17 protein-coding genes are annotated in these 22,533 nt (G+C 68.4%); 11 read left to right on the top strand and 6 right to left on the bottom strand.

Annotated elements, in window-relative coordinates; genetic code table 11:
* The first annotated feature begins 50 nt into the window (after nt 1-50).
* The 11 genes from uvrB (at nt 51) to ACLIME_RS05555 (ending at nt 13,925) form a co-directional block, all read left to right on the top strand.
* Nucleotides 51-2,117, top strand: coding sequence for an excinuclease ABC subunit UvrB (gene uvrB, locus ACLIME_RS05505; protein WP_056777426.1), 2,067 nt, complete (start codon nt 51-53; stop codon nt 2,115-2,117).
* Nucleotides 2,118-2,196: 79 nt separating this feature from the next.
* A complete protein-coding gene (gene uvrA / locus ACLIME_RS05510; RefSeq protein WP_159878819.1) occupies nt 2,197-5,088 on the top strand; it encodes an excinuclease ABC subunit UvrA in 2,892 nt (963 codons plus the stop codon).
* A 64-nt stretch (nt 5,089-5,152) separates the two neighbouring features.
* Nucleotides 5,153-7,015: an excinuclease ABC subunit UvrC gene (uvrC, locus tag ACLIME_RS05515; protein ID WP_411558777.1), complete on the top strand. Its 1,863-nt coding sequence runs from the start codon at nt 5,153-5,155 to the stop codon at nt 7,013-7,015.
* Nucleotides 7,016-7,049: 34 nt separating this feature from the next.
* Nucleotides 7,050-7,931 carry an RNase adapter RapZ gene (gene rapZ, locus ACLIME_RS05520; protein ID WP_064296920.1) on the top strand — a complete coding sequence of 294 codons (882 nt, stop codon included), beginning with the start codon at nt 7,050-7,052 and terminating at the stop codon, nt 7,929-7,931.
* A 124-nt stretch (nt 7,932-8,055) separates the two neighbouring features.
* Nucleotides 8,056-9,033, top strand: coding sequence for a DNA-binding protein WhiA (gene whiA / locus ACLIME_RS05525; RefSeq protein WP_064296921.1), 978 nt, complete (start codon nt 8,056-8,058; stop codon nt 9,031-9,033).
* A 155-nt stretch (nt 9,034-9,188) separates the two neighbouring features.
* Nucleotides 9,189-9,815 carry a superoxide dismutase gene (locus ACLIME_RS05530; RefSeq protein ID WP_064296922.1) on the top strand — a complete coding sequence of 209 codons (627 nt, stop codon included), beginning with the start codon at nt 9,189-9,191 and terminating at the stop codon, nt 9,813-9,815.
* Between the two features lie 124 nt (nt 9,816-9,939).
* Nucleotides 9,940-10,947, top strand: coding sequence for a type I glyceraldehyde-3-phosphate dehydrogenase (gene gap / locus ACLIME_RS05535; protein WP_064296923.1), 1,008 nt, complete (start codon nt 9,940-9,942; stop codon nt 10,945-10,947).
* A 136-nt stretch (nt 10,948-11,083) separates the two neighbouring features.
* On the top strand, nt 11,084-12,301 hold the full coding sequence (locus ACLIME_RS05540) for a phosphoglycerate kinase (RefSeq protein WP_411558395.1): 1,218 nt from the start codon (nt 11,084-11,086) through the stop codon (nt 12,299-12,301).
* Entirely contained in the window at nt 12,289-13,092 is an 804-nt protein-coding gene (gene tpiA, locus ACLIME_RS05545; protein WP_079705957.1) for a triose-phosphate isomerase, read from the top strand. Before ACLIME_RS05540 ends, tpiA begins: the two co-directional genes overlap by 13 nt.
* Nucleotides 13,093-13,227: 135 nt before the next feature.
* The gene (gene secG / locus ACLIME_RS05550) at nt 13,228-13,476 is read left to right on the top strand and encodes a preprotein translocase subunit SecG (RefSeq protein ID WP_056005661.1); all 249 of its coding nucleotides are present in this window, start codon (nt 13,228-13,230) and stop codon (nt 13,474-13,476) included.
* 86 nt (nt 13,477-13,562) lie between these two features.
* Nucleotides 13,563-13,925, top strand: a complete 363-nt coding sequence (locus ACLIME_RS05555; protein ID WP_064296926.1) for an RNA polymerase-binding protein RbpA — start codon at nt 13,563-13,565, stop codon at nt 13,923-13,925.
* Nucleotides 13,926-14,011: 86 nt separating this feature from the next.
* Here the strand turns inward: ACLIME_RS05555 and pgl are convergent, their stop codons facing one another.
* Genes pgl through tkt form a run of 6 tightly spaced genes read right to left on the bottom strand, consistent with a single transcriptional unit; the run spans nt 14,012 to nt 22,161 of the window.
* Nucleotides 14,012-14,800: a 6-phosphogluconolactonase gene (pgl, locus tag ACLIME_RS05560; RefSeq protein WP_079705958.1), complete on the bottom strand. Its 789-nt coding sequence runs from the start codon at nt 14,798-14,800 to the stop codon at nt 14,012-14,014.
* Nucleotides 14,800-15,762, bottom strand: a complete 963-nt coding sequence (locus ACLIME_RS05565) for a glucose-6-phosphate dehydrogenase assembly protein OpcA (protein ID WP_079705959.1) — start codon at nt 15,760-15,762, stop codon at nt 14,800-14,802. Before ACLIME_RS05565 ends, pgl begins: the two co-directional genes overlap by 1 nt.
* Nucleotides 15,759-17,303, bottom strand: a complete 1,545-nt coding sequence (gene zwf, locus ACLIME_RS05570; protein ID WP_064296929.1) for a glucose-6-phosphate dehydrogenase — start codon at nt 17,301-17,303, stop codon at nt 15,759-15,761. Before zwf ends, ACLIME_RS05565 begins: the two co-directional genes overlap by 4 nt.
* 23 nt (nt 17,304-17,326) lie before the next feature.
* Entirely contained in the window at nt 17,327-18,940 is a 1,614-nt protein-coding gene (locus tag ACLIME_RS05575) for a glucose-6-phosphate isomerase (protein WP_411558396.1), read from the bottom strand.
* The gene (gene tal / locus ACLIME_RS05580) at nt 18,937-20,046 is read right to left on the bottom strand and encodes a transaldolase (RefSeq protein WP_079705961.1); all 1,110 of its coding nucleotides are present in this window, start codon (nt 20,044-20,046) and stop codon (nt 18,937-18,939) included. Before tal ends, ACLIME_RS05575 begins: the two co-directional genes overlap by 4 nt.
* Nucleotides 20,047-20,070: 24 nt before the next feature.
* The gene (gene tkt, locus ACLIME_RS05585; protein ID WP_064296932.1) at nt 20,071-22,161 is read right to left on the bottom strand and encodes a transketolase; all 2,091 of its coding nucleotides are present in this window, start codon (nt 22,159-22,161) and stop codon (nt 20,071-20,073) included.
* Between the last annotated feature and the right edge of the window lie 372 nt (nt 22,162-22,533).

Here is a 22,533-nt window from a genome sequence, read left to right on the forward strand (position 1 = left end):
TGTGGGCGAAGCGGGGCAGCGGTGTCGGTGGTCCTCCGTAGACTCGGAGCATGGAACCAACACGCGCCGTCCGCCCCTTCGAGGTGATCAGCGAGTACGAGCCGAGCGGCGATCAGCCCGCCGCCATCGAGCAGCTGTCCGGGCGCATCAACGCCGGCGAGACCGACGTCGTCCTGTTGGGCGCCACGGGTACCGGCAAGTCCGCGACGACCGCCTGGCTCATCGAAGCCGTCCAGCGCCCGACGCTCGTCCTGGCGCACAACAAGACGCTCGCGGCCCAGCTGGCGAACGAGTTCCGCGAGCTCATGCCGAACAACGCGGTCGAGTACTTCGTCTCCTACTACGACTACTACCAGCCCGAGGCCTACGTCCCACAGACCGACACCTTCATCGAGAAGGACTCGTCGATCAACGCCGAGGTCGAGCGGCTGCGGCACTCGACCACCAACTCGCTGCTGAGCCGTCGTGACGTCATCGTCGTGTCGACCGTGTCGTGCATCTACGGCCTCGGTGCGGCGGAGGAGTACCTGGAGGCGATGGCGGCGCTGCAGGTCGGGCAGAACATCGGGCGCGACCGACTCATCCGCAAGTTCGTCGGTATGCAGTACAACCGCAACGACGTCGACTTCTCGCGCGGCAACTTCCGTGTGCGCGGCGACACCATCGAGATCATCCCGGTCTACGAGGAGCTCGCGATCCGCATCGAGTTCTTCGGCGACGAGATCGAAGCCCTCTACGCCCTGCACCCGCTCACCGGCGACGTCGTGAAGAAGCTCGACGCGGTGTCGGTGTTCCCGGCCTCCCACTACGCCGCCAGCCCGCAGACGATCCAGCGCGCCATCGGCACCATCCAGGAGGAGCTGGCGGAGCGGCTCCAGTCGCTCGAACGCGAGGGCAAGCTCCTCGAGGCCCAGCGGCTCCGCATGCGCACCACCTTCGACCTCGAGATGATGCAGCAGATCGGCTTCTGCTCCGGCATCGAGAACTACTCGCGCCACATCGACGGCCGCTCGGCCGGCGAGGCACCGAACTGCCTCCTCGACTACTTCCCCGACGACTTCCTCACCGTCATCGACGAGTCGCATGTCACCGTCCCGCAGATCGGCGCGATGTTCGAGGGCGACGCCTCCCGCAAGCGCACCCTCGTCGAGCACGGGTTCCGACTCCCGAGTGCGATGGACAACCGCCCGCTCCGGTGGGACGAGTTCAAGAACCGCGTCGGCCAGACGGTGTACCTCTCGGCGACGCCGGGCAAGTACGAGATGGGCATCGCGGACGGCATCGTCGAGCAGATCATCCGCCCGACCGGCCTCGTCGACCCGGCGATCATCGTGAAGCCCTCCAACGGCCAGATCGACGACCTCCTCGAGGAGATCCGGGTCCGCGCCGAGCGCGACGAACGCGTCCTCGTCACCACCCTCACCAAGAAGATGGCGGAGGAGCTCACCGACTTCCTGACCGAGGCCGGCGTGCGCGTCCGCTACCTGCACTCCGACGTCGACACCCTGCGGCGGGTCGAGCTGTTGAGCGAACTCCGGCAGGGCGTCTACGACGTCCTCATCGGCATCAACCTGCTGCGCGAAGGGCTCGACCTCCCCGAGGTCTCGCTCGTGGCGATCCTCGACGCCGACAAGGAAGGCTTCCTCCGCTCGTCGACCTCGCTCATCCAGACCATCGGTCGTGCCGCCCGCAACGTGTCCGGCGAGGTCCACATGTACGCCGACGTCCTGACCGACTCGATGAAGCGCGCGATCGAGGAGACGGACCGTCGCCGCGAGAAGCAGGTCGCCTACAACGAGGAGCGCGGGATCGATCCGCAGCCGCTGCGCAAGCGGATCGCAGACATCACCGAGGCGCTCGCCCGGGAAGGCGCGGACACCGCGGCACTGCTCGCCGGACGCGACAACGGCAAGAAGAAGAGCCCGACGCCGAACCTGCGGCGGGAGGGCATCGCCGCCGAGGGCGCGAACGACCTCGAGTCGATCATCGCGGACCTCAACGCGCAGATGCTGGCCGCCGCGGCGGAGCTCAAGTTCGAACTCGCCGGCCGTCTCCGCGACGAGGTCTCCGAACTCAAGCAGGAACTCCGACAGATGGCCAAGGCCGGGCACATCTAGTCCGCCGCTTCGCTGAGAGCGCAGTACCACAGACACCGCTCGGGAGTCCGGTGTCGGTGGTGCTGCGTAGACTCGAAGGGTGTCAATTGCCAAGGTAGATCACCACTCCACGCTCAGCGTCCGCGGTGCCCGCGTCCACAATCTTCAGAACGTCGACCTCGAGATCCCTCGCGACTCGCTCGTCGTCTTCACGGGTCTCTCGGGCTCGGGGAAGTCCTCACTCGCCTTCGACACGATCTTCGCCGAGGGCCAGCGACGCTACGTCGAGTCGCTCTCGGCGTACGCCCGCCAGTTCCTCGGTCAGGTGGACCGCCCGGACGTCGACTTCATCGAGGGCCTGAGCCCCGCGGTCTCGATCGACCAGAAGTCCACGAACCGCAACCCCCGGTCGACCGTCGGGACGATCACCGAGGTCTACGACTACATGCGGCTGCTCTGGGCGCGCATCGGCGTCCCGCACTGCCCGGTCTGCGGCGAGGTCATCCAGCGTCAGACGGTGCAGCAGATCGCCGACCAGCTGATGGAGCTCGAGGAGCGACGCCGCTACCAGATCGTCGCCCCCGTCGTGAGCCAGAAGAAGGGCGAGTTCGTCGACCTCTTCAAGGAGCTCTCGGCCAAGGGCTTCGCGCGCGCCATCGTCGACGGCGAGGCGATCCAGCTCGCGGAACCGCCGACCCTCAAGAAGCAGGTCAAGCACGACATCGCGGTCGTCGTCGACCGCCTCGTCGCCGGGCCCGAGATCCTCGGTCGCCTGACCGACTCCCTCGAGACGGCACTGCAGCTCACCGACGGCCTCGTGACGATCAACTTCGTCGATGAGGAGGGCGACGACGCCTGGCGCACCTTCTCCGAGAAGCTCTCCTGCCCGAACAACCACCCGTTGCAGCTGACCGAGATCGAGCCGCGGACGTTCTCGTTCAACGCCCCGTTCGGCGCCTGCCCGGAGTGCTCGGGCCTCGGCACGCGCATGTCGGTCGACGCGGAGCTGCTCCTCGGCGACGAGGAGCTCAGCATCAACGAGGGCGTCATCGTCCCGTGGACCACCCAGGGCAAGGGGCTCTACCAGTACTACGAGAAGCTGCTCGACGGGCTGGCCCGCGACCTCGACTTCTCGCTCGACACCCCCTGGCGCGACCTGCCGGCGTCGGTTCAGGAGGCGGTGCTCCGCGGCGACAACTTCAAGGTCAAGGTCAAGTGGAAGAACCGCTTCGGCCGCGAGATGAGCTACTCCTCGGGCTTCGAGGGCGTCATCCCGTACATCGAGCGTCAGTACCTCCAGGCCGACACCGACAGCCAGCGCGTGCGCTGGTCCGAGTACCTGCGCGAAGTCCCGTGCCAGGTCTGCGGCGGTCGTCGCCTCAAGCCCGAGGTCCTCTCCGTCCTGATCCACGAGCACAACATCGCCGAGGTCGCCGAACTGAGCCTCTCCGACGCCCGCGCGTTCATGGACCGCCTCGAGCTGAGCGACCGCGAGGCCCACATCGCCGCGCAGGTGTTGCGCGAGATCAAGGTCCGACTCGACTTCCTGATCCAGGTCGGACTCAACTACCTCGACCTGGCCCGGACCGCCGGTTCCCTCTCGGGCGGTGAGGCGCAGCGCATCCGCCTCGCGACGCAGATCGGCTCGGGACTCACCGGCGTGCTCTACGTCCTCGACGAACCGAGCATCGGCCTGCACCAGCGCGACAACCGCCGTCTCATCGAGACCCTCGTGGCCCTGCGCGACCTCGGCAACACGCTGATCGTCGTCGAACACGACGAGGACACCATCCGCACCGCCGACTGGATCGTCGACATCGGTCCCGGCGCGGGCGTCAACGGCGGCCGTGTCGTGCACTCCGGGTCGTACGAGGCGCTCGAGGCCAACACCGAGTCCCTCACCGGTGACTACCTCTCCGGCCGCAAGGCCATCGAGATCCCGGCGAAGCGTCGTCCGATCGACACGAAGCGTCAGATCCAGGTGATCGGAGCGCAGGCCAACAACCTGAAGAAGGTCAGCGCGGACTTCCCGCTCGGGGTCCTCACCGCCGTCACCGGCGTGAGCGGCTCCGGGAAGTCCTCGCTCGTCAACGACGTCCTGTACCGGGTCCTGGCGAACAAGCTGAACGGCGCGCGCAAGCTGCCCGGCAAGCACACCAGGGTCACGGGTCTGGAGCACCTCGACAAGGTCGTCCACGTCGACCAGGCGCCCATCGGCCGCACCCCGCGCTCGAACCCCGCCACGTACACGGGCGTCTTCGACAAGATCCGCAACCTCTTCGCGGAGACGCAGGAGGCCAAGGTCCGCGGCTACCTCGCCGGCAGGTTCAGCTTCAACGTCAAGGGCGGCCGCTGTGAGGCCTGCTCGGGCGACGGCACGATCAAGATCGAGATGAACTTCCTGCCCGACGTCTACGTCGCCTGCGAGGTGTGCGGGGGAGCGCGGTACAACCGCGACACCCTGACCATCCACTACAAGGGCAAGAACATCGCCGAGGTCCTCGACATGCCGATCGCCGAGGCTGCCGACTTCTTCGAGCCGATCTCCTCGATCCACCGGTTCCTGAAGACGCTCGTCGAGGTCGGCCTGGGCTACGTCCGTCTCGGCCAGAGCGCCACGACGCTGTCCGGTGGCGAGGCCCAGCGCGTGAAGCTCGCGACGGAGCTGCAGCGGCGGAGCAACGGACGCAGTGTCTACGTCCTCGACGAGCCGACCACGGGTCTGCACTTCGAAGACGTCCGGAAACTGCTGCTCGTCCTCGGCGGGCTCGTCGACAAGGGCAACACGGTCATCGTGATCGAGCACAACCTCGACGTCATTAAGTCCGCAGACTGGCTCATCGACATGGGCCCCGAGGGTGGAGCCGGTGGTGGGACGGTCCTCGCCACCGGGACACCGGAGCACCTCGCGACGGTCCCCGGCAGCCACACGGGCTTCTTCCTGAACGAACTGTTCGAGGCAGAGGCCGGCGGCAGCCGCAAGGCGGGCTGACGTGGCGGCCGTCCGCGGCGGAAGTGGTCTGGCGTACCGGCCGAAGGCGGGGGAGATCCCCACCATGCCCGGCGTGTACCGCTTCAGCGACGACTCGGGCCGGGTGCTCTACGTCGGCAAGGCGATGAACCTCCGGGCGAGGCTCAGCAACTACTTCGCGCCCCTGCACACCCTCCACGAGCGCACGCGCCGCATGGTGACGACCGCGACCGGGGTCACCTGGACGACGGTCGGCAGCGACGTCGAGGCGCTGCAGCTCGAGTACACGTGGATCAAGGAGTACGACCCGCCGTTCAACGTCAAGTTCCGCGACGACAAGTCGTACCCGTACCTCGCGGTCACCCTCGGTGACGAGGCGCCGCGCGTCATGGTCACCCGGAACACCCGGATCCCGGGGGCCAAGTACTTCGGCCCGTACCCGAAGATCTGGGCCGTCCACGACACGGTCGACCTCATGATCAAGGTCTTCCCGATCCGCACCTGCTCCGATTCGGCGTACAAGCGGGCCATGGCCTCGGGAAAGCCCTGCTTCCCCGGGCAGATCGGGCGGTGCGGCGGCCCGTGCTCCGGCAAGGTCACCCTCGAGGAACACCGTGCGATCGTCGACGACTTCGTCTCGTTCATGGTCGGCAACGACCGCCGCTTCACGACGCGCATCACCGCCGACATGAAGGCCGCCGCGGCGCGCCAGGACTACGAGTCCGCGGCCGTCTACCGGGATCAGCTCCAAGCACTCGACCAGGTGCTCGCGAAGAGCGCGGTCGTCCTGCGCGACGCCGTGGACGCCGACCTGTTCGGCATCGACCACGACGAGCTCGCCGCGTCGGTGCAGCAGTTCATCGTCCGTGGCGGCCGCATCCGCGGTGTGCGGTCGTGGACCGTCGACAAGGAGCTCGACATGTCGACCGCCGAGCTCGTCGACAGCGTCGTCCAACGGGTGTACGCCGCCGCGAGCGGGACCGAGGTCCCGCGAGAGGTGCTCGTCCCGGAACTGCCGGACGACGCCGAGAGCCTCGAGGACTGGCTGGCCGAACGCCGCGGCTCGAAGGTCGCCCTCCGCGTCGCCCAACGCGGTGAGAAGGCGACGCTCATGGAGACCGCGGTCGTCAACGCCAAGCAGGCCCTCATGCTCTACAAGACCCGGCGCAGCTCCGACTTCGTCGCCCGGACACAGGCACTCGAGGACATCCGCGATGCGCTCGGGATGCCCGAGGCGCCCCTGCGGATCGAGTGCTTCGACGTGTCGCACCTGAGCGGCACCAACATCGTGGCGTCGATGGTGGTCTTCGAGGACGGGCTGTCCCGCAAGGACGAGTACCGCCGCTTCGGCGTCGCCGAGTCCACCGACGACACCGACTCGATCTACCAGGTCGTCTCCCGGCGACTCGCGCACCTGACGTCGTCCGAGCCCGTCGAGACGGTCGACGAGACCACGGGGGAGCGCAAGCGCCGGAAGTTCACCTATCCGCCGCAGCTCCTCATCGTCGACGGCGGGCAACCGCAGGTCGCCGCTGCCGCGCGTGCCCTGGAGGAGTCCGGCCTGACCGGGATCACCCTGTGCGGACTGGCGAAGCGACTGGAGGAGATCTGGTTGCCCGACGACCCGTATCCGGTGATCCTGCCGCGGGGGAGCGAAGCGCTGTTCCTCCTCCAGCGGGTCCGCGACGAGGCGCACCGGTTCGCCATCAGTTTCCAGCGACAGAAGCGAAAGCGCGACATCTCGACCGTCCTCGGTGAGATCCCTGGGCTCGGTCCGGCGAAGGTCCGCGAGCTGCTCAAGCACTTCGGATCCGTCGCCCGCTTGAAGACCGCGACGCCGGCCGAGATCACCGAGGTCAAGGGCATCGGCGACAAACTGGCGGCCACGGTGCACGAGGCGTTGACCTCCGGCTCCGCACAGCCCTCGCAGGCCTCTCGGAATGGGTAGGCTGGGACTTCAGACCTTCGAGGAAAGCGTGTCGATGACCCCGGGCCAGCCGCAGCACCAGCAGGAAGTCCTCATCGTCACGGGGATGTCCGGCGCCGGACGCTCCACCGTCGCGAACGCGCTCGAGGATCTCGGCTGGTACGTCGTCGACAACCTGCCCCCGCAGATGCTCCGTCCCCTCGTCGATCTCGCCGAGCGCGCCGGATCACGTCTGCCGCGGATCGCCGCGGTGGTCGACGTCCGAGGCCGCGACTTCTTCAGCGAGCTGCAGGAGATCGTGCCGGCCCTCCGGGGCGGGACGCACCTCCGCATGATCTTCCTGGAGGCGACCGACGCGGCGCTCGTCCGCCGGTTCGAAGCCGTCCGCCGGCCGCACCCGCTCCAGGGCGAGGGAACGATCCTCGACGGCATCGTGGCGGAGCGTCACCGACTGAGCGAGATCCGCGAGTCGAGCGACGTCATCATCGACACGAGCGACCTCAACATCCACCAGCTCGCCACGACCACGCGTGAGCTCTTCGCCGGCGCGGAGACACCGGGTGTCCAGGTCACCGTGCTGAGCTTCGGGTTCAAGTACGGCCTGCCGCCTGATGCGGACCTCGTCGCCGACATGCGGTTCCTCCCGAACCCGTTCTGGGTCCCGGAGCTGCGTGCGTTGAGCGGTCAGGACCCCGAGGTCAGTGAGTACGTGCTCTCGCAGACCGGAGCCGCCGAGTTCCTCGAGAGCTACGCCCACGCCCTCGAACCCGTCCTCGCCGGGTACCAGCGCGAGAACAAGCGTCACGTCACCATCGCCGTCGGCTGCACGGGGGGCAAGCACCGCTCGGTCGCGGTCGCCCTCGAACTCGCCGACCGGCTGCGGAACCAGTCCGGCGTCGCCGTGCACGTCCGGCACCGAGACCTCGGGCGCGAATGACGCCCACGGGCCCGACGCAGCCGCGGCGGAGCCCGAACGGTCCGAGGCACCACGCCTCCGGATCGCGAACATGCAGGATCGACGCCGCACTCCGACGGTGCGATCACGACAGATAGGAACCACCGTGGCCCTCACCGCCGACGTCAAGAACGAACTGGCGCTCGTCCGCGAGACCCGCAACTCGGTCCGAGCGGCCGAACTCGCGTCCCTGCTCCGCTTCTCCGGCGGACTCCACACGATCTCCGGGCGCGTGGCGATCGAAGCCGAACTCGACAGTCCGACCCTCGCGCAGCGGGTGCGTCGTGACATCGGCGAGCTCTACGGGATCCGCAGCGAGATCCTCGTGCAGAACCCCGGCAGCTCGGGCAAACCGAGCCTGTTCGTGGTGCGCGTCATCGAGGGCGGCGAGACCCTCGCCCGGCAGACCGGACTCCTCGACGCCCGACGGCGTGCGGTCCGCGGGCTGCCGAACCGGCTGACCACCGGGTCGCGCGACGAACTCGCCGCCGTCTGGCGGGGCGCGTTCCTCGCGACCGGGTCCCTGACCGACCCCGGCCGATCCGCGTCACTCGACGTCGTGTGCCCCGGCAACGAGTCCGCGATGGCGCTCGTCGGTGCCGCGGGCCGCATCGGTGTCTCCGCGAAGGCGCGGGAGGTCCGCGGCATCCACCGTGTCGTCATCCGCGAGGGCGACGCGATCAGCGGCATGCTGTCGCTCATGGGGGCCACCGGCACCGTCACCTCCTGGGAGGAGATGCGGCAGCGCAAGGAGGTCCGGGCGACCGCGAACCGCCTCGTCAACTTCGACGACGCCAACCTGCGCCGCTCCGCCCAGGCGGCCGTGGCGGCCTGCGCGCGCGTCGAGCGCGCCCTCGAGATCCTGGGCGACGAGGTCCCCGACCACCTGCAGTACGCCGGTGCCCTGCGCCTCGACCACCGTGAGGCCAGCCTCGACGAACTGGGCCACTTCGCCGACCCTCCGATGACGAAGGACGCCATCGCCGGCCGCATCCGGCGCCTGCTCGCCATGGCGGACAAGCACGCGAGCGATCTCGGCATCCCGGGCACCGACGCCAACCTCCCGGCGGATTACGAGGACTGAAACAGCTCGTGAATCCTCGCCGACCCGCCATCGTCGCGGTTCGTCATGCTGGGAACAAGCCCCGACTCCCGACGGTTGCCGCTCACTAGACTGGGTGATGACGCTCAGAGCCGTGTGCAGACAGCGCACGGGACAACACGAGGAGATCACGAAGAATGGCTGTTTACTCACTGCCCGAATTGCCGTACGACTACAGTGCGCTCGAGCCGCACATCAGTGCGACCATCACCGAGCTCCACCACGACAAGCACCACGCCACCTACGTGGCCGGCGCGAACACTGCCCTCGAGAAGCTCGCTGAGGCCCGCGACGCCAACGACTTCACGAACGTCAACAAGCTCGAGAAGGACCTCGCGTTCAACCTCGGCGGTCACGTCAACCACACCATCTGGTGGAACAACCTCTCCCCGGACGGCGGCGACAAGCCGACCGGCGAGCTCGAGTCGGCCGTCGACGAGTACTTCGGCAGCTTCGACAAGTTCCAGGCGCACTTCACCGCCGCCGCACTCGGCGTGCAGGGATCCGGATGGGCCGCGCTCACCTGGGACACCCTCGGTCAGCGCATCAACATCCAGCAGTTCTTCGACCAGCAGGGCAACTTCCCGGCCGGCACCGTCCCGCTGCTGCTGCTCGACGTCTGGGAGCACGCCTACTACCTCGACTACAAGAACGTCCGCGCCGACTACGTCAAGGCGTTCTGGAACATCGTCAACTGGGCCGACGTCCAGGCACGCTTCGAGGTCGCGCGCAAGCAGACCAACGGCCTGCTGGTACTGTCGTAGTTGACCGGTCCGTCCCGGTCCCACGGGCCGGGACGGACCACCTTCCTCCTCACTCGGGGAGGGCGCTCACTCCGAGCAGACCGTACAATCGCGCCGTCTGGCGCCTCAGTATCAGGAGTCATCTGTGTCCGTCAAGATCGGCATCAACGGCTTCGGCCGCATCGGCCGCAACTTCTTCCGCGCCGCCCTCGCCAAGGGCAGCGACCTCGAGATCGTCGCTGTCAACGACCTCACCGACAACAAGGCGCTCGCCCACCTCCTGAAGTACGACTCCATCACGGGTCGTCTGGACGCGACGGTCGAGCTCGACGGCGACAAGATCATCGTCAACGGCAAGCCCATCATCGTGCTCGCGGAGCGCGACCCCGCCGACCTCCCCTGGGGCGAGCTCGGCGTCGACATCGTCATCGAGTCGACCGGTCGCTTCACGAAGTCCGACGACGCCCGCAAGCACATCACCGCCGGCGCCAAGAAGGTCCTCGTCTCGGCTCCCGCCACGGGCAGCGACGTCGCCACGATCGTCCTCGGCGTCAACGAGGGCACCTACGACGCAGCGACGCACGACATCATCTCGAACGCGTCCTGCACGACGAACTGCCTCGCGCCGCTCGCCAAGGTCCTGCTCGACAACTTCGGCATCGAGCGTGGCCTCATGACCACGGTCCACGCCTACACCGCCGACCAGAACCTGCAGGACGGCCCGCACAGCGACCTCCGTCGTGCCCGCGCCGCCGCTGTCAACATCATCCCGACCTCCACCGGTGCAGCCAAGGCACTCGGCCTGGTCATCCCGGAGCTCGTCGGCAAGCTCGACGGCTACGCCCTGCGCGTCCCGGTCCCGACCGGTTCGATCACCGACCTCACGGTCGAGCTGACCAACCCGGCCACGGTCGAGGAGATCAACGCCGCGTACAAGGCTGCCGCCGAGGGCCCCCTCAAGGGCATCCTGAAGTACACCGAGGACCCGATCGTCTCGAGCGACATCGTGACCGACCCGCACTCCTCGATCTTCGACGCCGGCCTCACCAAGGTCATCGGCTCGCAGGTCAAGGTCGCCTCGTGGTACGACAACGAGTGGGGCTACTCGAACCGCCTCGTCGACCTCACCGAGTACGTCGCGGACCGCCTCTAACCAACCGGCTGTCTGCCGCACTCCTCACCCGAGCAGCCAGACACCGCATGGTCCGAACGGGCGTCCTGAATCATCTTCAGGGCGCCCGTTCGGCTTCGTCGGTGGTCGTGGCTCAGCGCAGAGAAAGACCTTCCTCATGACCCTCCGCACCCTCGACTCGCTGGGCGACCTCAGCGGTCGCAGAGCCGTCGTCCGCCTCGACCTCAACGTTCCGCTCAAGGACGGCGTCATCACCGACGACGGCCGCATCCGCGCGGCCCTCCCCACCCTCAACGCGCTCATCAACCAGGGTGCGCGTGTCGTCATCGTCTCGCACCTCGGCCGCCCCGACGGCACACCCGACGCGAAGTACAGCCTTGCGCCCGTCGCGCAGCGGCTGTCCGAACTCCTCGGCAAGCCCGTGACCTTCGCCGCCGACACCGTCGGCAGTGCCGCGACCGACGCCGTCGCCGCGCAGACCGACGGTGACGTCGTGCTGCTCGAGAACCTGCGCTTCAACTCCGCCGAGACCAGCAAGGACGCCGGCGAACGCGAGGCGTTCGCCGCCAAGCTCGCCGCCTTCGGCGACGTCGTCGTCTCCGACGGCTTCGGTGTCGTCCACCGGAAGCAGGCGAGCGTGTACGAGCTCGCCCAGCTGCTCCCGAGCGCTGCCGGGCTGCTCATCGCCGCCGAGCTCGAGGTACTCGACCGTCTCACCGAGACCCCGGAGCGCCCCTACACGGTCGTCCTCGGCGGCTCGAAGGTCTCCGACAAGCTGGGCGTCATCGGCCACCTGCTGCCGCGCGTCGACTCGCTGCTCATCGGCGGTGGCATGCTGTTCACCTTCCTCGCCGCCCAGGGGCACGCCGTCGGCTCGAGCCTGCTCGAAGCTGACCAGATCGAAACCGTCCGCGGGTACCTCGCGAAGGCCGACGAGCTCGGCGTGACCATCGTCCTGCCGACCGACGTCGTCGTCGCCTCGGCGTTCGGTGCCGACGCCGAGCACGTCGTGCGCCCGGCCGACGCCATCGAGGACACCCCGTTCGGTGCCTCAGGACTCGGACTCGACATCGGACCGGACACGGCTGCAGCGTTCGCCGAGATCGTCGCCGCGTCCAAGACGGTGTTCTGGAACGGCCCGATGGGTGTGTTCGAACTCGCGCCCTTCGCCGCCGGTACGCGCGCGGTCGCTGAAGCACTCACCCGCACGGACGGCCTGAGCGTCGTCGGTGGCGGTGACTCGGCCGCAGCGGTTCGTGCGCTCGGCTTCGATGATGACCAGTTCGGTCACATCTCAACTGGTGGCGGCGCCAGCCTCGAGTTCCTCGAGGGCAAGCGTCTGCCTGGACTGGAGGTCCTCGGATGGCAGCAGTAACCCCCGGGCGCACGCGTGTGCCCCTGATCGCCGGCAACTGGAAGCTCAACCTGGACCACCTCCAGGCGATCGCCCTCGTCCAGAAGCTCGATTGGACGCTCAAGGACGGCAAGCACGACTACGCCGACGCCGAGGTGGCCATCTTCCCGCCGTTCACGGACCTCCGCTCGGTCCAGACGATCGTCGCCGCCGACAAGCTCAAGCTGGCCTACGGCGCGCAGGACCTGTCGCAGCACGACTCCGGCGCCTACACCGGTGAGATCTCCGGGGCGTTCCTCGCGAAGCTCGACTGCCGCTACGTACTCGTCGGACACTCCGAGCGCCGCACCCTGCACAACGAGACCGACGAGGTCGTCCAGGCGAAGACGGCCGCAGCCGTGCGACACGACCTCGTCCCCGTCATCTGCATCGGTGAGACCGCCGAAGACCTCGAGGAACACGGCCCGTCGGCCGTCCCCGTGGCGCAGCTCAAGGCGGCCATCGACGGACTCGCACCGGACGCGGACATCGTCGTGGCCTACGAGCCGGTGTGGGCCATCGGCTCCGGTCAGGCGGCGACGCCCGACCAGGCGCAGCAGGTCGCAGCCGCTCTCCGCAGCACGCTCGCCGAGGTCCTCGGCGACGAGGCGGCGCAGCGCACGCGGATCCTCTACGGCGGTTCGGTGAAGGCCTCGAACATCGCCGGCTTCATGCGCGAACCAGACGTCGACGGCGCCCTCGTCGGTGGTGCGAGCCTGCTCGCCGACGAGTTCGCCGGGATCGCCCGCTTCTCGCAGCACGTCGGACTCTGACCGACCTGCTGCACCAGCAGCACCGACACGGCTCGGCCCGCGGCACCAGCCGCGGGCCGAGCCGTGTCCGCTGAACCGTCGAGGTATACTGGACGGCGGTTCAGCCCCTCTGAACGCGAATGCGAAAGGTCTCACGTGGAGATTCTCCAGGTCATCCTGCAGGTGCTGCTCGGCATCACCAGCCTCCTGCTCACCTTCCTGATCCTGCTGCACAAGGGCCGCGGCGGCGGTCTGTCCGACATGTTCGGCGGCGGCTCCTCCAGCAACCTCGGTTCGTCAGGGGTCGCCGAGCGCAACCTCAACCGCTTCACCGTCATCCTCGGCCTGACCTGGGGTGCCTGCATCGTCGTGATCGGGCTCCTGACGAAGTTCGCCGCCGCCTAGACCGGCCGCGAAGCCCCGATCCCGGGGACGCAACTCGACGCACCACACCCGAACCACTCTCGACAGTACGAGAAAGAGGAAACACCATGGCATCAGGCGGAAGCGCTATCAGGGGATCACGCGTCGGCGCCGGTCCCATGGGCGAGCAGGACCACGGCTACCACGCGGACCGCATCGCCATCTCCTACTGGGACGCCCTCGGCAACGAGACGGTCCGCCACTTCGCGGCGAACGTCCCCGACGAGGAGATCCCGGAGACGATCGACTGCCCGACGTCCGGTCTGCCGGCCGGTCGCGACAAGGCGAACCCGCCGGAGGTCGCGAAGCTCGAGCCGTACAAGACGCACCTCGCCTACGTGAAGGAACGACGCACGGAGGAAGAGGCGGAGCAACTGCTCGAAGAGGCACTCCAGCAGCTCCGTGCACGCCGCGGTACGGCAGCGAAGTAACCGCACAGCACCACATGCAGAAAGGCCGTTCCCCGAGGGGAACGGCCTTTCTGCATGCTGGCACCGGATCGGCGACCGGTCTCCCGCTAGTACTCCGGGAGGATCAACGAATCCGGGACTTCTGCGGCCGCATCCTGGTCGACGAAGAACACCGTCCGTTTGCGTCCCTTGGCCCCGGCGGCGGGGACCTCGTTGTAGCTGGCACCCGCGAGGGCGAGGCCGAGTGCCGACGCCTTGTCGGTGCCGGCGAGGACGAGCCAGACCCGCACGGAGGAGTTGATGGCCGGCCGGGTCAGGCTGAGTCGTTCCGACGGCGGCTTGGGGGAGTTCCGCACCGGCACGACCGAGGTGTCGGTGACCGAGACCTCGGCCCGCTCCGGGAAGAGCGACGCCACGTGACCGTCGGGACCGACACCGAGGAACGTGATGTCGAACCGCGGGTGGTCCTCGCCGGGCCGCGCGAACCGACGGAGCTCGTCCGCGTAGCGCACCGCAGCGGCGTCGAGGTCGATGCCGTCCTCCGGCGCCGGGTATCCGTGCACGTGTTCGGCGACGAGGCCACGCTCCGGAAGCGCCAGCAGGGTCTCCAGCAAGGCCTCGCGTGCCTGCAACTCGTTCCGATCGGCGTCGTCCCGAGCGACCCAGCGCTCGTCCCCCCACCAGAGGTGCACCCGGGACCAGTCCACCCGGTCGCGGTCCTTCGACGCGGCCACGGCGGCGAGCGTCCCCGTGCCGACCGTACCGCCGGTGAGGACGACGTGGACCGTCTCCTGCGACTCGAGCAGTTCACGGGTTCGGGAGAGGAACCGCTTGGCGACCGAGGTCGTCAGCTGGTCGCGGTCCTGGTAGACGAGGACGCGTCGCTCGGTCGGCATCAGCTGGTCCGAGCGCGGAGCGTGACCGGCTCGCCGAGGCCGGGGAGGCCCACGGTGATGACCTGTCCGTACAGGACGTCCGGGTCGAGCGTGCGCAGCTCCTCGGCGAGGCAGTCGCGCAGACTGCGACGGGGGAGCGAGAGGTCGTGCGTCGGCTGTCCGGGCTGGATCAGCGTCGCGATGTCGGGAACGGGTCGCTCGAGGACGACGTTGCCGGACGCCCGCGTGAGGCGGACACCGTGGATGCCGCTCGACCCGTGCGCCATGCTGAGTTCGTGGGTCACGTCGACCTGCAACTGCAGCTGGAGCCAGGCGGCGAGCAGCTCGGTCGACGGGGAGTCCGATGCTCCGGACACCTCGATCGCCGTGACGGGCTCGTACGGCGGCTGGTCGAGCACCGCCGCGAGCTGTGCACGCCAGAGCGTGAGCCTGGTCCACGCGAAGTCCGTGTCTCCGGGGGCGTAGTTCGCCGCGCGACCGCGGAGGGCGGCGTGGGTGTCCGCCGCCGCGGACGCGTCGGTGATGCGACGCTGGGCGATGCGGCCGATCGGTGACGTCGAGACGCGTTCCGGTGCCTCTCCCGGCCACCAGGCGACCACGGGCGCGTCGGGCAGGAGCAGACCGGTCACGAGGCTCTCCTCGTTCTCGGCGACCGCACCGTAGGCGCGCAGGATGACCACCTCGCTCGCTCCGGCGTCGCCGCCGACGCGGATCTGGGCATCGAGCCGGTCTCCGATGGAGGAGTGCTGGTCGTCGTGCTCGGTGGAGAGGACGATGACCCGCATGGGGTGCTCGCGGGAGGCCTCGTTGGCGGCCTCGATGGCCTCCTCCTCGGCTCCGAGCCGCGTCGAGATCACCAGGGTGAGCACGCGCCCCAGGGCGACGGCGCCGCCGTCCTCGCGGATGGTCACGAGCGCCTTCGAGAGCTTGCTCGTGGTCGTGTCTGGCAGGTCTACGATCATGGTCGTCTCCAGGTGCGTCCGTCGCGGTTCATGAGGTCGTCGGCCGAGGACGGGCCCCAGGTGCCGGGAGCGTACTGCTCGAGCGGCGTGTCCTGAGCGGCCCAGTACTCCTCGATCGGGTCGAGGATCTTCCAGGAGAGCTCGACCTCCTCGTGACGGGGGAAGAGGGGCGGGTCGCCCAGCAGGACGTCGAGGATGAGACGTTCGTACGCCTCGGGGCTCGCCTCGGTGAAGGCGTGGCCGTAGCCGAAGTCCATCGTGACGTCGCGGACCTGGGTGCCGGCACCCGGGACCTTCGAACCGAAGCGGATGGTGACACCCTCGTCGGGCTGGACCCGGATGACCAAGGCGTTCTGGCCGAGCGCCGAGGTCTGGCTCTCCGCGAACAGGTACTGCGGAGCACGCTTGAAGACGACCGCGATCTCGGTGACGCGGCGTCCGAGGCGCTTCCCGGCACGCAGGTAGAACGGCACGCCGGCCCACCGACGCGTGTTGATGTCGAGCCGCATGGCCGCGTAGGTCTCGGTCGTCGACTCCGGGTTCATCCCGTCCTCGTCGAGGAAGCCCAGCACGTGCTCGCCGCCCTGCCAACCACCGGCGTACTGCCCACGGGCCGTCGCGGCCCCGAGGTCGTCGGGGAGGCGGACGGCCGCGAGGACCTTCTCCTTCTCCGCGCGCAGGTCTGCGGCGTTGAAGGAGATCGGCTCCTCCATCGCCGTGAGGGCGAGGAGCTGCAGCAAGTGGTTCTGGATGACGTCGCGCGCTGCTCCGATGCCGTCGTAGTACCCGGCGCGACCGCCGACGCCGATGTCCTCGGCCATGGTGATCTGCACGTGGTCGACGTAATTGGCGTTCCAGATGGGCTCGTACAGCTGGTTCGCGAACCGGAGCGCCAGGATGTTCTGGACGGTCTCCTTGCCGAGGTAGTGGTCGATCCGGAAGATCGAGTCCGACGGGAAGACCGACTGCACGATGTCGTTCAGCTCGCGAGCCGTCTTGAGGTCGCTGCCGAACGGCTTCTCGATGACCACCCGGCGCCACTGACCATCAGCGGGTTCCGCGAGTCCCGAGCGACGGAGCTGCTCGGTGACCTGCGGGAACGCCTTCGGTGGGATCGAGAGGTAGAACGCGTGGTTGCCCATCGTCCCGCGATCCGCATCGAGTTCCTCGATGGTCTCTTTCAGCTTCTCGAACGCCGCGTCGTCACCGAATTCACCGGGGACGAACCGGATGCCCTGGGCGAGCTGGTTCCAGACGTCCTCGCGGAACTCGGTCCGGGCGTACTGCTTGACGGATTCGTGGACGACCTCCATGAAGTCCTGGTCCTCCCAGTCCCGTCGGGCGAACCCGACGAGGGAGAAGCCAGGGGGCAGGAGGCCCCGGTTCGCCAGGTCGTACACGGCCGGCATCAGCTTCTTGCGGGACAGGTCGCCTGTCACGCCGAAGATGATGAGGCCGCTCGGACCGGCGATCCGATTGAGGCGTCGGTCGGTGTCCACCCGCAGCGGGTTGGACTCCGGGGTGATTTCCACCGGGGACATGAAGCTCCTTGTGCAGTGACGCGCTAGTCGTTGACGGCGTCGAAGAGGGTGACGATGTTCTGGTCCGGCGACGTGAGGGTCAGCGTGAGGACCGGACGACCGTGCTCGGCGAGGACGCGGGCGTCGCCGCCAGCCTGGGCCTCGATGAGCTGGCCGAAGGTGAACGGGCGCTCGGGGATCTCCAGGTCGACGGCGGCCGTCTCGGTGATCTGCAGGAACACGCCGTTCGCGGGGCCGCCCTTGTGGTACTGACCCGTCGAGTGCAGGAAGCGCGGACCCCACCCGAAGGTCGTGGGTCGTGCCGCCTTCGCCGCGACGAGGTCGCGGATGCTCTCGAGCTGCGGGGAGGCAAGGCGGTCGACGTAGCCCTGGATCGCGACGTAGCCGTCGGAGGGGAGCTGCGCGAGCAGTGCCTCGACAGCGCCGGACAGGGTGGTCACGCCGTCGAGCAGACCGGCCGAGCCGCGGACCTCGACACCGTCGGCGACGAAGGCGGGTGCCTCAGGCTCCGGACGGTTGTCGAGCAGACCACGGGTGGCGACCTTCGCGGACTCGACGTCCGGCTGGTCGAACGGGTCGATGCCGATGAGGCGCCCGGCGACGACGGTCGCGTACTCCCACACCAGCATCATCGCGCCGAGGCTGCCGCTGACGAGGATCTCGCCCTCGTGGCGGTCGTGGCGCAGCAGGTGGAACTCGTGGGCGTCGTCGACGATGCGGACGATCTGGAGGTCGGCCGGCTTCGACTCGAGCTCGGGAGCGAGCGGGTTGAGCACGACGGGCAGCAGGCCGCGACCGGACTTACCGGTCGATTCGGCGATGAGCTGTTCGGCCCAGTCCGGGAATCCGACGATGTGCGTCCCGTCGGTGATGAGACCGACCTTGTCGCGCAGCGGAACGGTGCCGCCGATCGCCGCACCCAGGATGAGTCCCGGGTTCGACGCGTCGTCGATCGCGAGTTCGCCGAGCACCGCGTCGGCCTCGTCGAGCAATGCGCCGATGTCGACACCGGCGAGACCGGACGGCACGAGACCGAAGGCGGTGAGCGCGCTGTAGCGACCGCCGACGTTGGGGTCGGCGTTGAAGACCCGGTAGCCGGCCTCGTTCGCCGCCGCCTCGAGCGGGGAGCCCGGGTCGGTGACGATGACGATGCGACCGGCGGGGTCGATCCCCGCAGCCGTGAACGCGGCCTCGTAGGCGCGGCGCTGGCTGTCGGTCTCGACGGTGGAGCCGGACTTCGAGGAGACGACGAGCACCGAGGTCTCGAGGCGGTCCGCCAGGGCCGAGAGGACCTGACCGGGAGCGGTCGAGTCGAGGACGGTGAGATTGCCGCCCAGCGTGTTCGTGATGACCTCGGGTGCGAGCGAGGAACCGCCCATGCCCGCGAGCACGATGTGGTCGATGCCCTCGTCGTTGAACTGCTCACGGAGCGCGAGGATCGGCTCGACCAGCGGGCGGGAGATGGACACCGCCTGGACCCAGCCGAGGCGCTTGGACGCCTCGGCCTCGGCCGCAGGACCCCACAGTGTGGGGTCCTGGTCCGTGATGCGCGACGCGACGAGGTCGCTGACGAGCGTCGGGACCACCGATGCGACAGCGGCTTCCGCCGCGCCGCTCACGCGGATCTTGAAGCTCACTTGGAGGCCTCCAGAGCCGTCTTCACGGTCTCGAGCAGCTCGTCCCAGGACACGATGAACTTCTCGACACCCTCGCGCTCGAGCAGCGCCGTCACCTCGTCGTAGGACACGCCGAGTGCGGCGATGGCGTCGAGGACCTCGTTCGCAGCCGCGTAGGAGCCGGTGACGGTGTCGCCGGTGATGACGCCGTGGTCGAAGGTCGCCTCGAGGGTCTTCTCCGGCATGGTGTTGACGACGCCGTCGGCGACGAGCTCGGTCACGTAGAGCGTGTCGGGGAGGTCGGCGGACTTGACGCCCGTCGAGGCCCAGAGCGGACGCTGCTTGTTGGCGCCGGCCTCGAGGAGCGCGGTGGCACGCTCGCTCGCGAACTCCTGCTCGAAGACCTGGTAGGCGAGCTGGGCGTTCGCGACGCCGGCCTTGCTCTTCAGCGCGGTCGCCTCGGGGCTGCCGATCGCGTCGAGGCGCTTGTCGATCTCGGTGTCGACCCGCGACACGAAGAACGAGGCGACCGAGTGGATCGTCGAGAGGTCGTGGCCCGCGGCCTTGGCCTGCTCGAGACCGGTGAGGAACGCGTTGATGACCTCGCGGTAGCGGGTGAGGCTGAAGATCAACGTGACGTTGACGCTGATACCGGCGCCGATGACCGCGGTGATGGCCTCGAGGCCCTCGACCGTCGCGGGGATCTTGATCATCGCGTTGGGCTGGTTGACCTTGGCCCAGAGCTGCTTGGCCTGGTCGATCGTCGAGGCTGCGTCGTGCGCGAAGCCCGGCTCGACCTCGATCGACACGCGGCCGTCGTACCCGTTGGAGGAGTCGTAGACCCCACGGAAGATCTTCGATGCCGCGGCCACGTCGTCGGTGGTGATCTCGAAGACCGCCTCGGTGACGTCCTTGCCGTCGGCGGCGAGCTGGGCGACCTGCTCGGCGTAGACGTCGCCGTTGCTGAGCGCGGACGCGAAGATCGTCGGGTTCGTCGTGACACCGACGACGTTGCGGTCGGCGATGAGCTGCTCCAGCCCACCGGACTGGATGCGTCCGCGGGAGAGGTCGTCGAGCCAGATGCTGACGCCGGCGGCGGACAGCTGGGCGGTTGGGGTTTCAGTCATGTTCTTCTGTCTCCTTCGCCCGGGCTACTTGCCGAGCGTCTCGTGTGCTGCGGAGACGACTGCCTCCGTGGTGATGCCGAACTCACGGAACAGCGTCTTGTAGTCGGCGGACGCACCGAAGTGCTCGATCGACACGGTCCGGCCGGCGTCGCCGACGATGCTCTTCCAGGTCAGGCCGAGACCCGCCTCGACGGAGACGCGTGCGGTGACGGCCTTCGGGAGGACGGACTCGCGGTACTCGGCGGACTGCTCCTCGAACCACTCGAGTGCGGGCACCGAGACGACGCGGGCGTTGACGCCCTCGCCGCGCAGGACCTCGCGGGCCTCGACGGCGAGCTGGAGCTCGGAGCCCGTCGCGATGAGGATGACGTCCGGCGTGCCGCCGGGCGCCTCGGCGAGGATGTACGCACCCTTGGCGACGTTCGACGCTGCAGCGAAGGTCTCGCCGGTGGCGTCGCCCGTGCCGCGCTCGAACACCGGGATGTTCTGACGGGTCAGCGCGATGCCGGTCGGGCCGCCGCGACGCTTGAGGATCTCGAGCCAGGCGTAGGCCACCTCGTTCGCGTCGCCCGGTCGCACGACGGCGAGGTTCGGGATGGCACGGAGCGAGGCGAGCTGCTCGATCGGCTGGTGCGTGGGGCCATCCTCACCGAGGGCGACGGAGTCGTGGGTCCACACGAAGATGGACGGCACGTTCATGAGCGCGGCGAGACGGACGGCCGGACGCATGTAGTCGCTGAAGATGAGGAAGGTGCCACCGAACGCGCGGGTCGGGCCGTGCAGGACGATGCCGTTGAGGATCGCGGCCATGGCGTGCTCGCGGATGCCGAAGTGCAGGACGCGACCGTAGGGGTTACCGGTCCACTCGTGGGTGGAGTGCTCGCTCGGGATGAACGACGCACCGCCCTCGATCGTCGTGTTGTTCGACTCGGCGAGGTCGGCCGAACCGCCCCAGAGCTCCGGGATGACCGGGCCGAGGGCGTTGAGCACCTTGCCGGATGCGGCGCGGGTCGAGACGTCCTTGCCGGCCTCGAACACGGGCAGCGCCGACTCGACACCCTCGGGGAGTTCGCCGGCCTCGAGACGCTCGAGCAGCGCAGCGCGCTCCGGGTTGGCCGCGGCCCAGGCGTCGAACGTCTGCTGCCACTCGGCGCGTGCCTCGGCACCGCGGTCGATCGCCTTGCGGGTGTGCTCGATGACCTCGTCGGCGACGAAGAAGTTCTGCTCGGGGTCGAAGCCGAGCACCTCCTTGACGGCCGCGAGCTCCTCGGCGCCCAGCGCCGAACCGTGGATCTTGCCGGAGTTCTGCTTCTTGGGAGCCGGCCAACCGATGATGGTCTTGAGGATGATGAGCGACGGCTTGTCGGTCTCTGCCTTCGCGGCCTCGATCGCGTCGTTGAGCGCGTGGACGTCCTCGACGTACTCGCCCGTCTTCTTCCAGTCGACGACCTGGACGTGCCAGTGGTAGGCCTCGTAGCGGGCCTTGACGTCCTCGGTGAAGGCGATGTTGGTGTCGTCCTCGATCGAGATCTGGTTGGAGTCGTAGATCGCGATGAGGTTGCCGAGCTGCTGGTGACCGGCGAGCGAGGAGGCCTCGCTCGTGACGCCTTCCTGCAGGTCACCGTCACCGGCGATGACGTAGACGAAGTGGTCGAACGGGCTCGTGCCGGCCTCGGCCTCGGGGTCGAACAGGCCACGCTCGAAGCGGGACGCGTACGCGAAGCCCACGGCGGAGGCGAGCCCCTGGCCGAGGGGACCCGTGGTGATCTCGACGCCGTCGGTGTGGCCGTACTCCGGGTGACCCGGCGTGAGCGAGCCCCAGGTGCGGAGCGCCTCGAGGTCGGAGAGTTCCAGACCGTAGCCGCCCAGGTAGAGCTGGACGTACTGGGTCAGCGAGCTGTGCCCGACCGACAGGACGAAGCGGTCGCGTCCGAGCCAGTCCTGGTCCTTCGGATCGCGTCGCATGACCTTCTGGAACAGCAGGTAGGCGGCGGGGGCGAGACTCATCGCCGTTCCCGGGTGGCCGTTGCCGACCTTCTCCACCGCGTCGGCGGCGAGGATGCGCGCCGTGTCGACTGCTTTGCTGTCAATGCTTTCCCACTGCAGATCTGCCACTGAATACTGACCCTTCTCATCGGAACAGGAGGCCGACGAGCGGTCGAGCCTTCTTCTGTGCGTTCGCGGCCCACGTCGTCTTCGGCGTCCGAGCACACGACACCGCTCTTCGAACTGGGTGAAGGGGGGCGCACGCGTGCACAGTGGCTGGCGAGCACTTCCCAGCATAGCGAACCCCTGCAGCCGAGGGTCGATTTTCGACGAGCGCGAACACGCGACGTCACGGATCGTCGCAGAGCTTGCAGGACAGGCGTGACCCGGTGAGGGACCGCGCGTCTGCGCACCGTGAGTAGGGAGCCGTCCGCGCGTGTCGTAGAATCGTCTGCGGACCGCGCACCGGGCGAGCAGTGCGTGGTGAACCGAACGTTAGAG

Source organism: Plantibacter sp. MPB07 (assembly GCF_046619465.1).
Taxonomy (GTDB): Bacteria; Actinomycetota; Actinomycetes; order Actinomycetales; family Microbacteriaceae; genus Plantibacter; species Plantibacter auratus.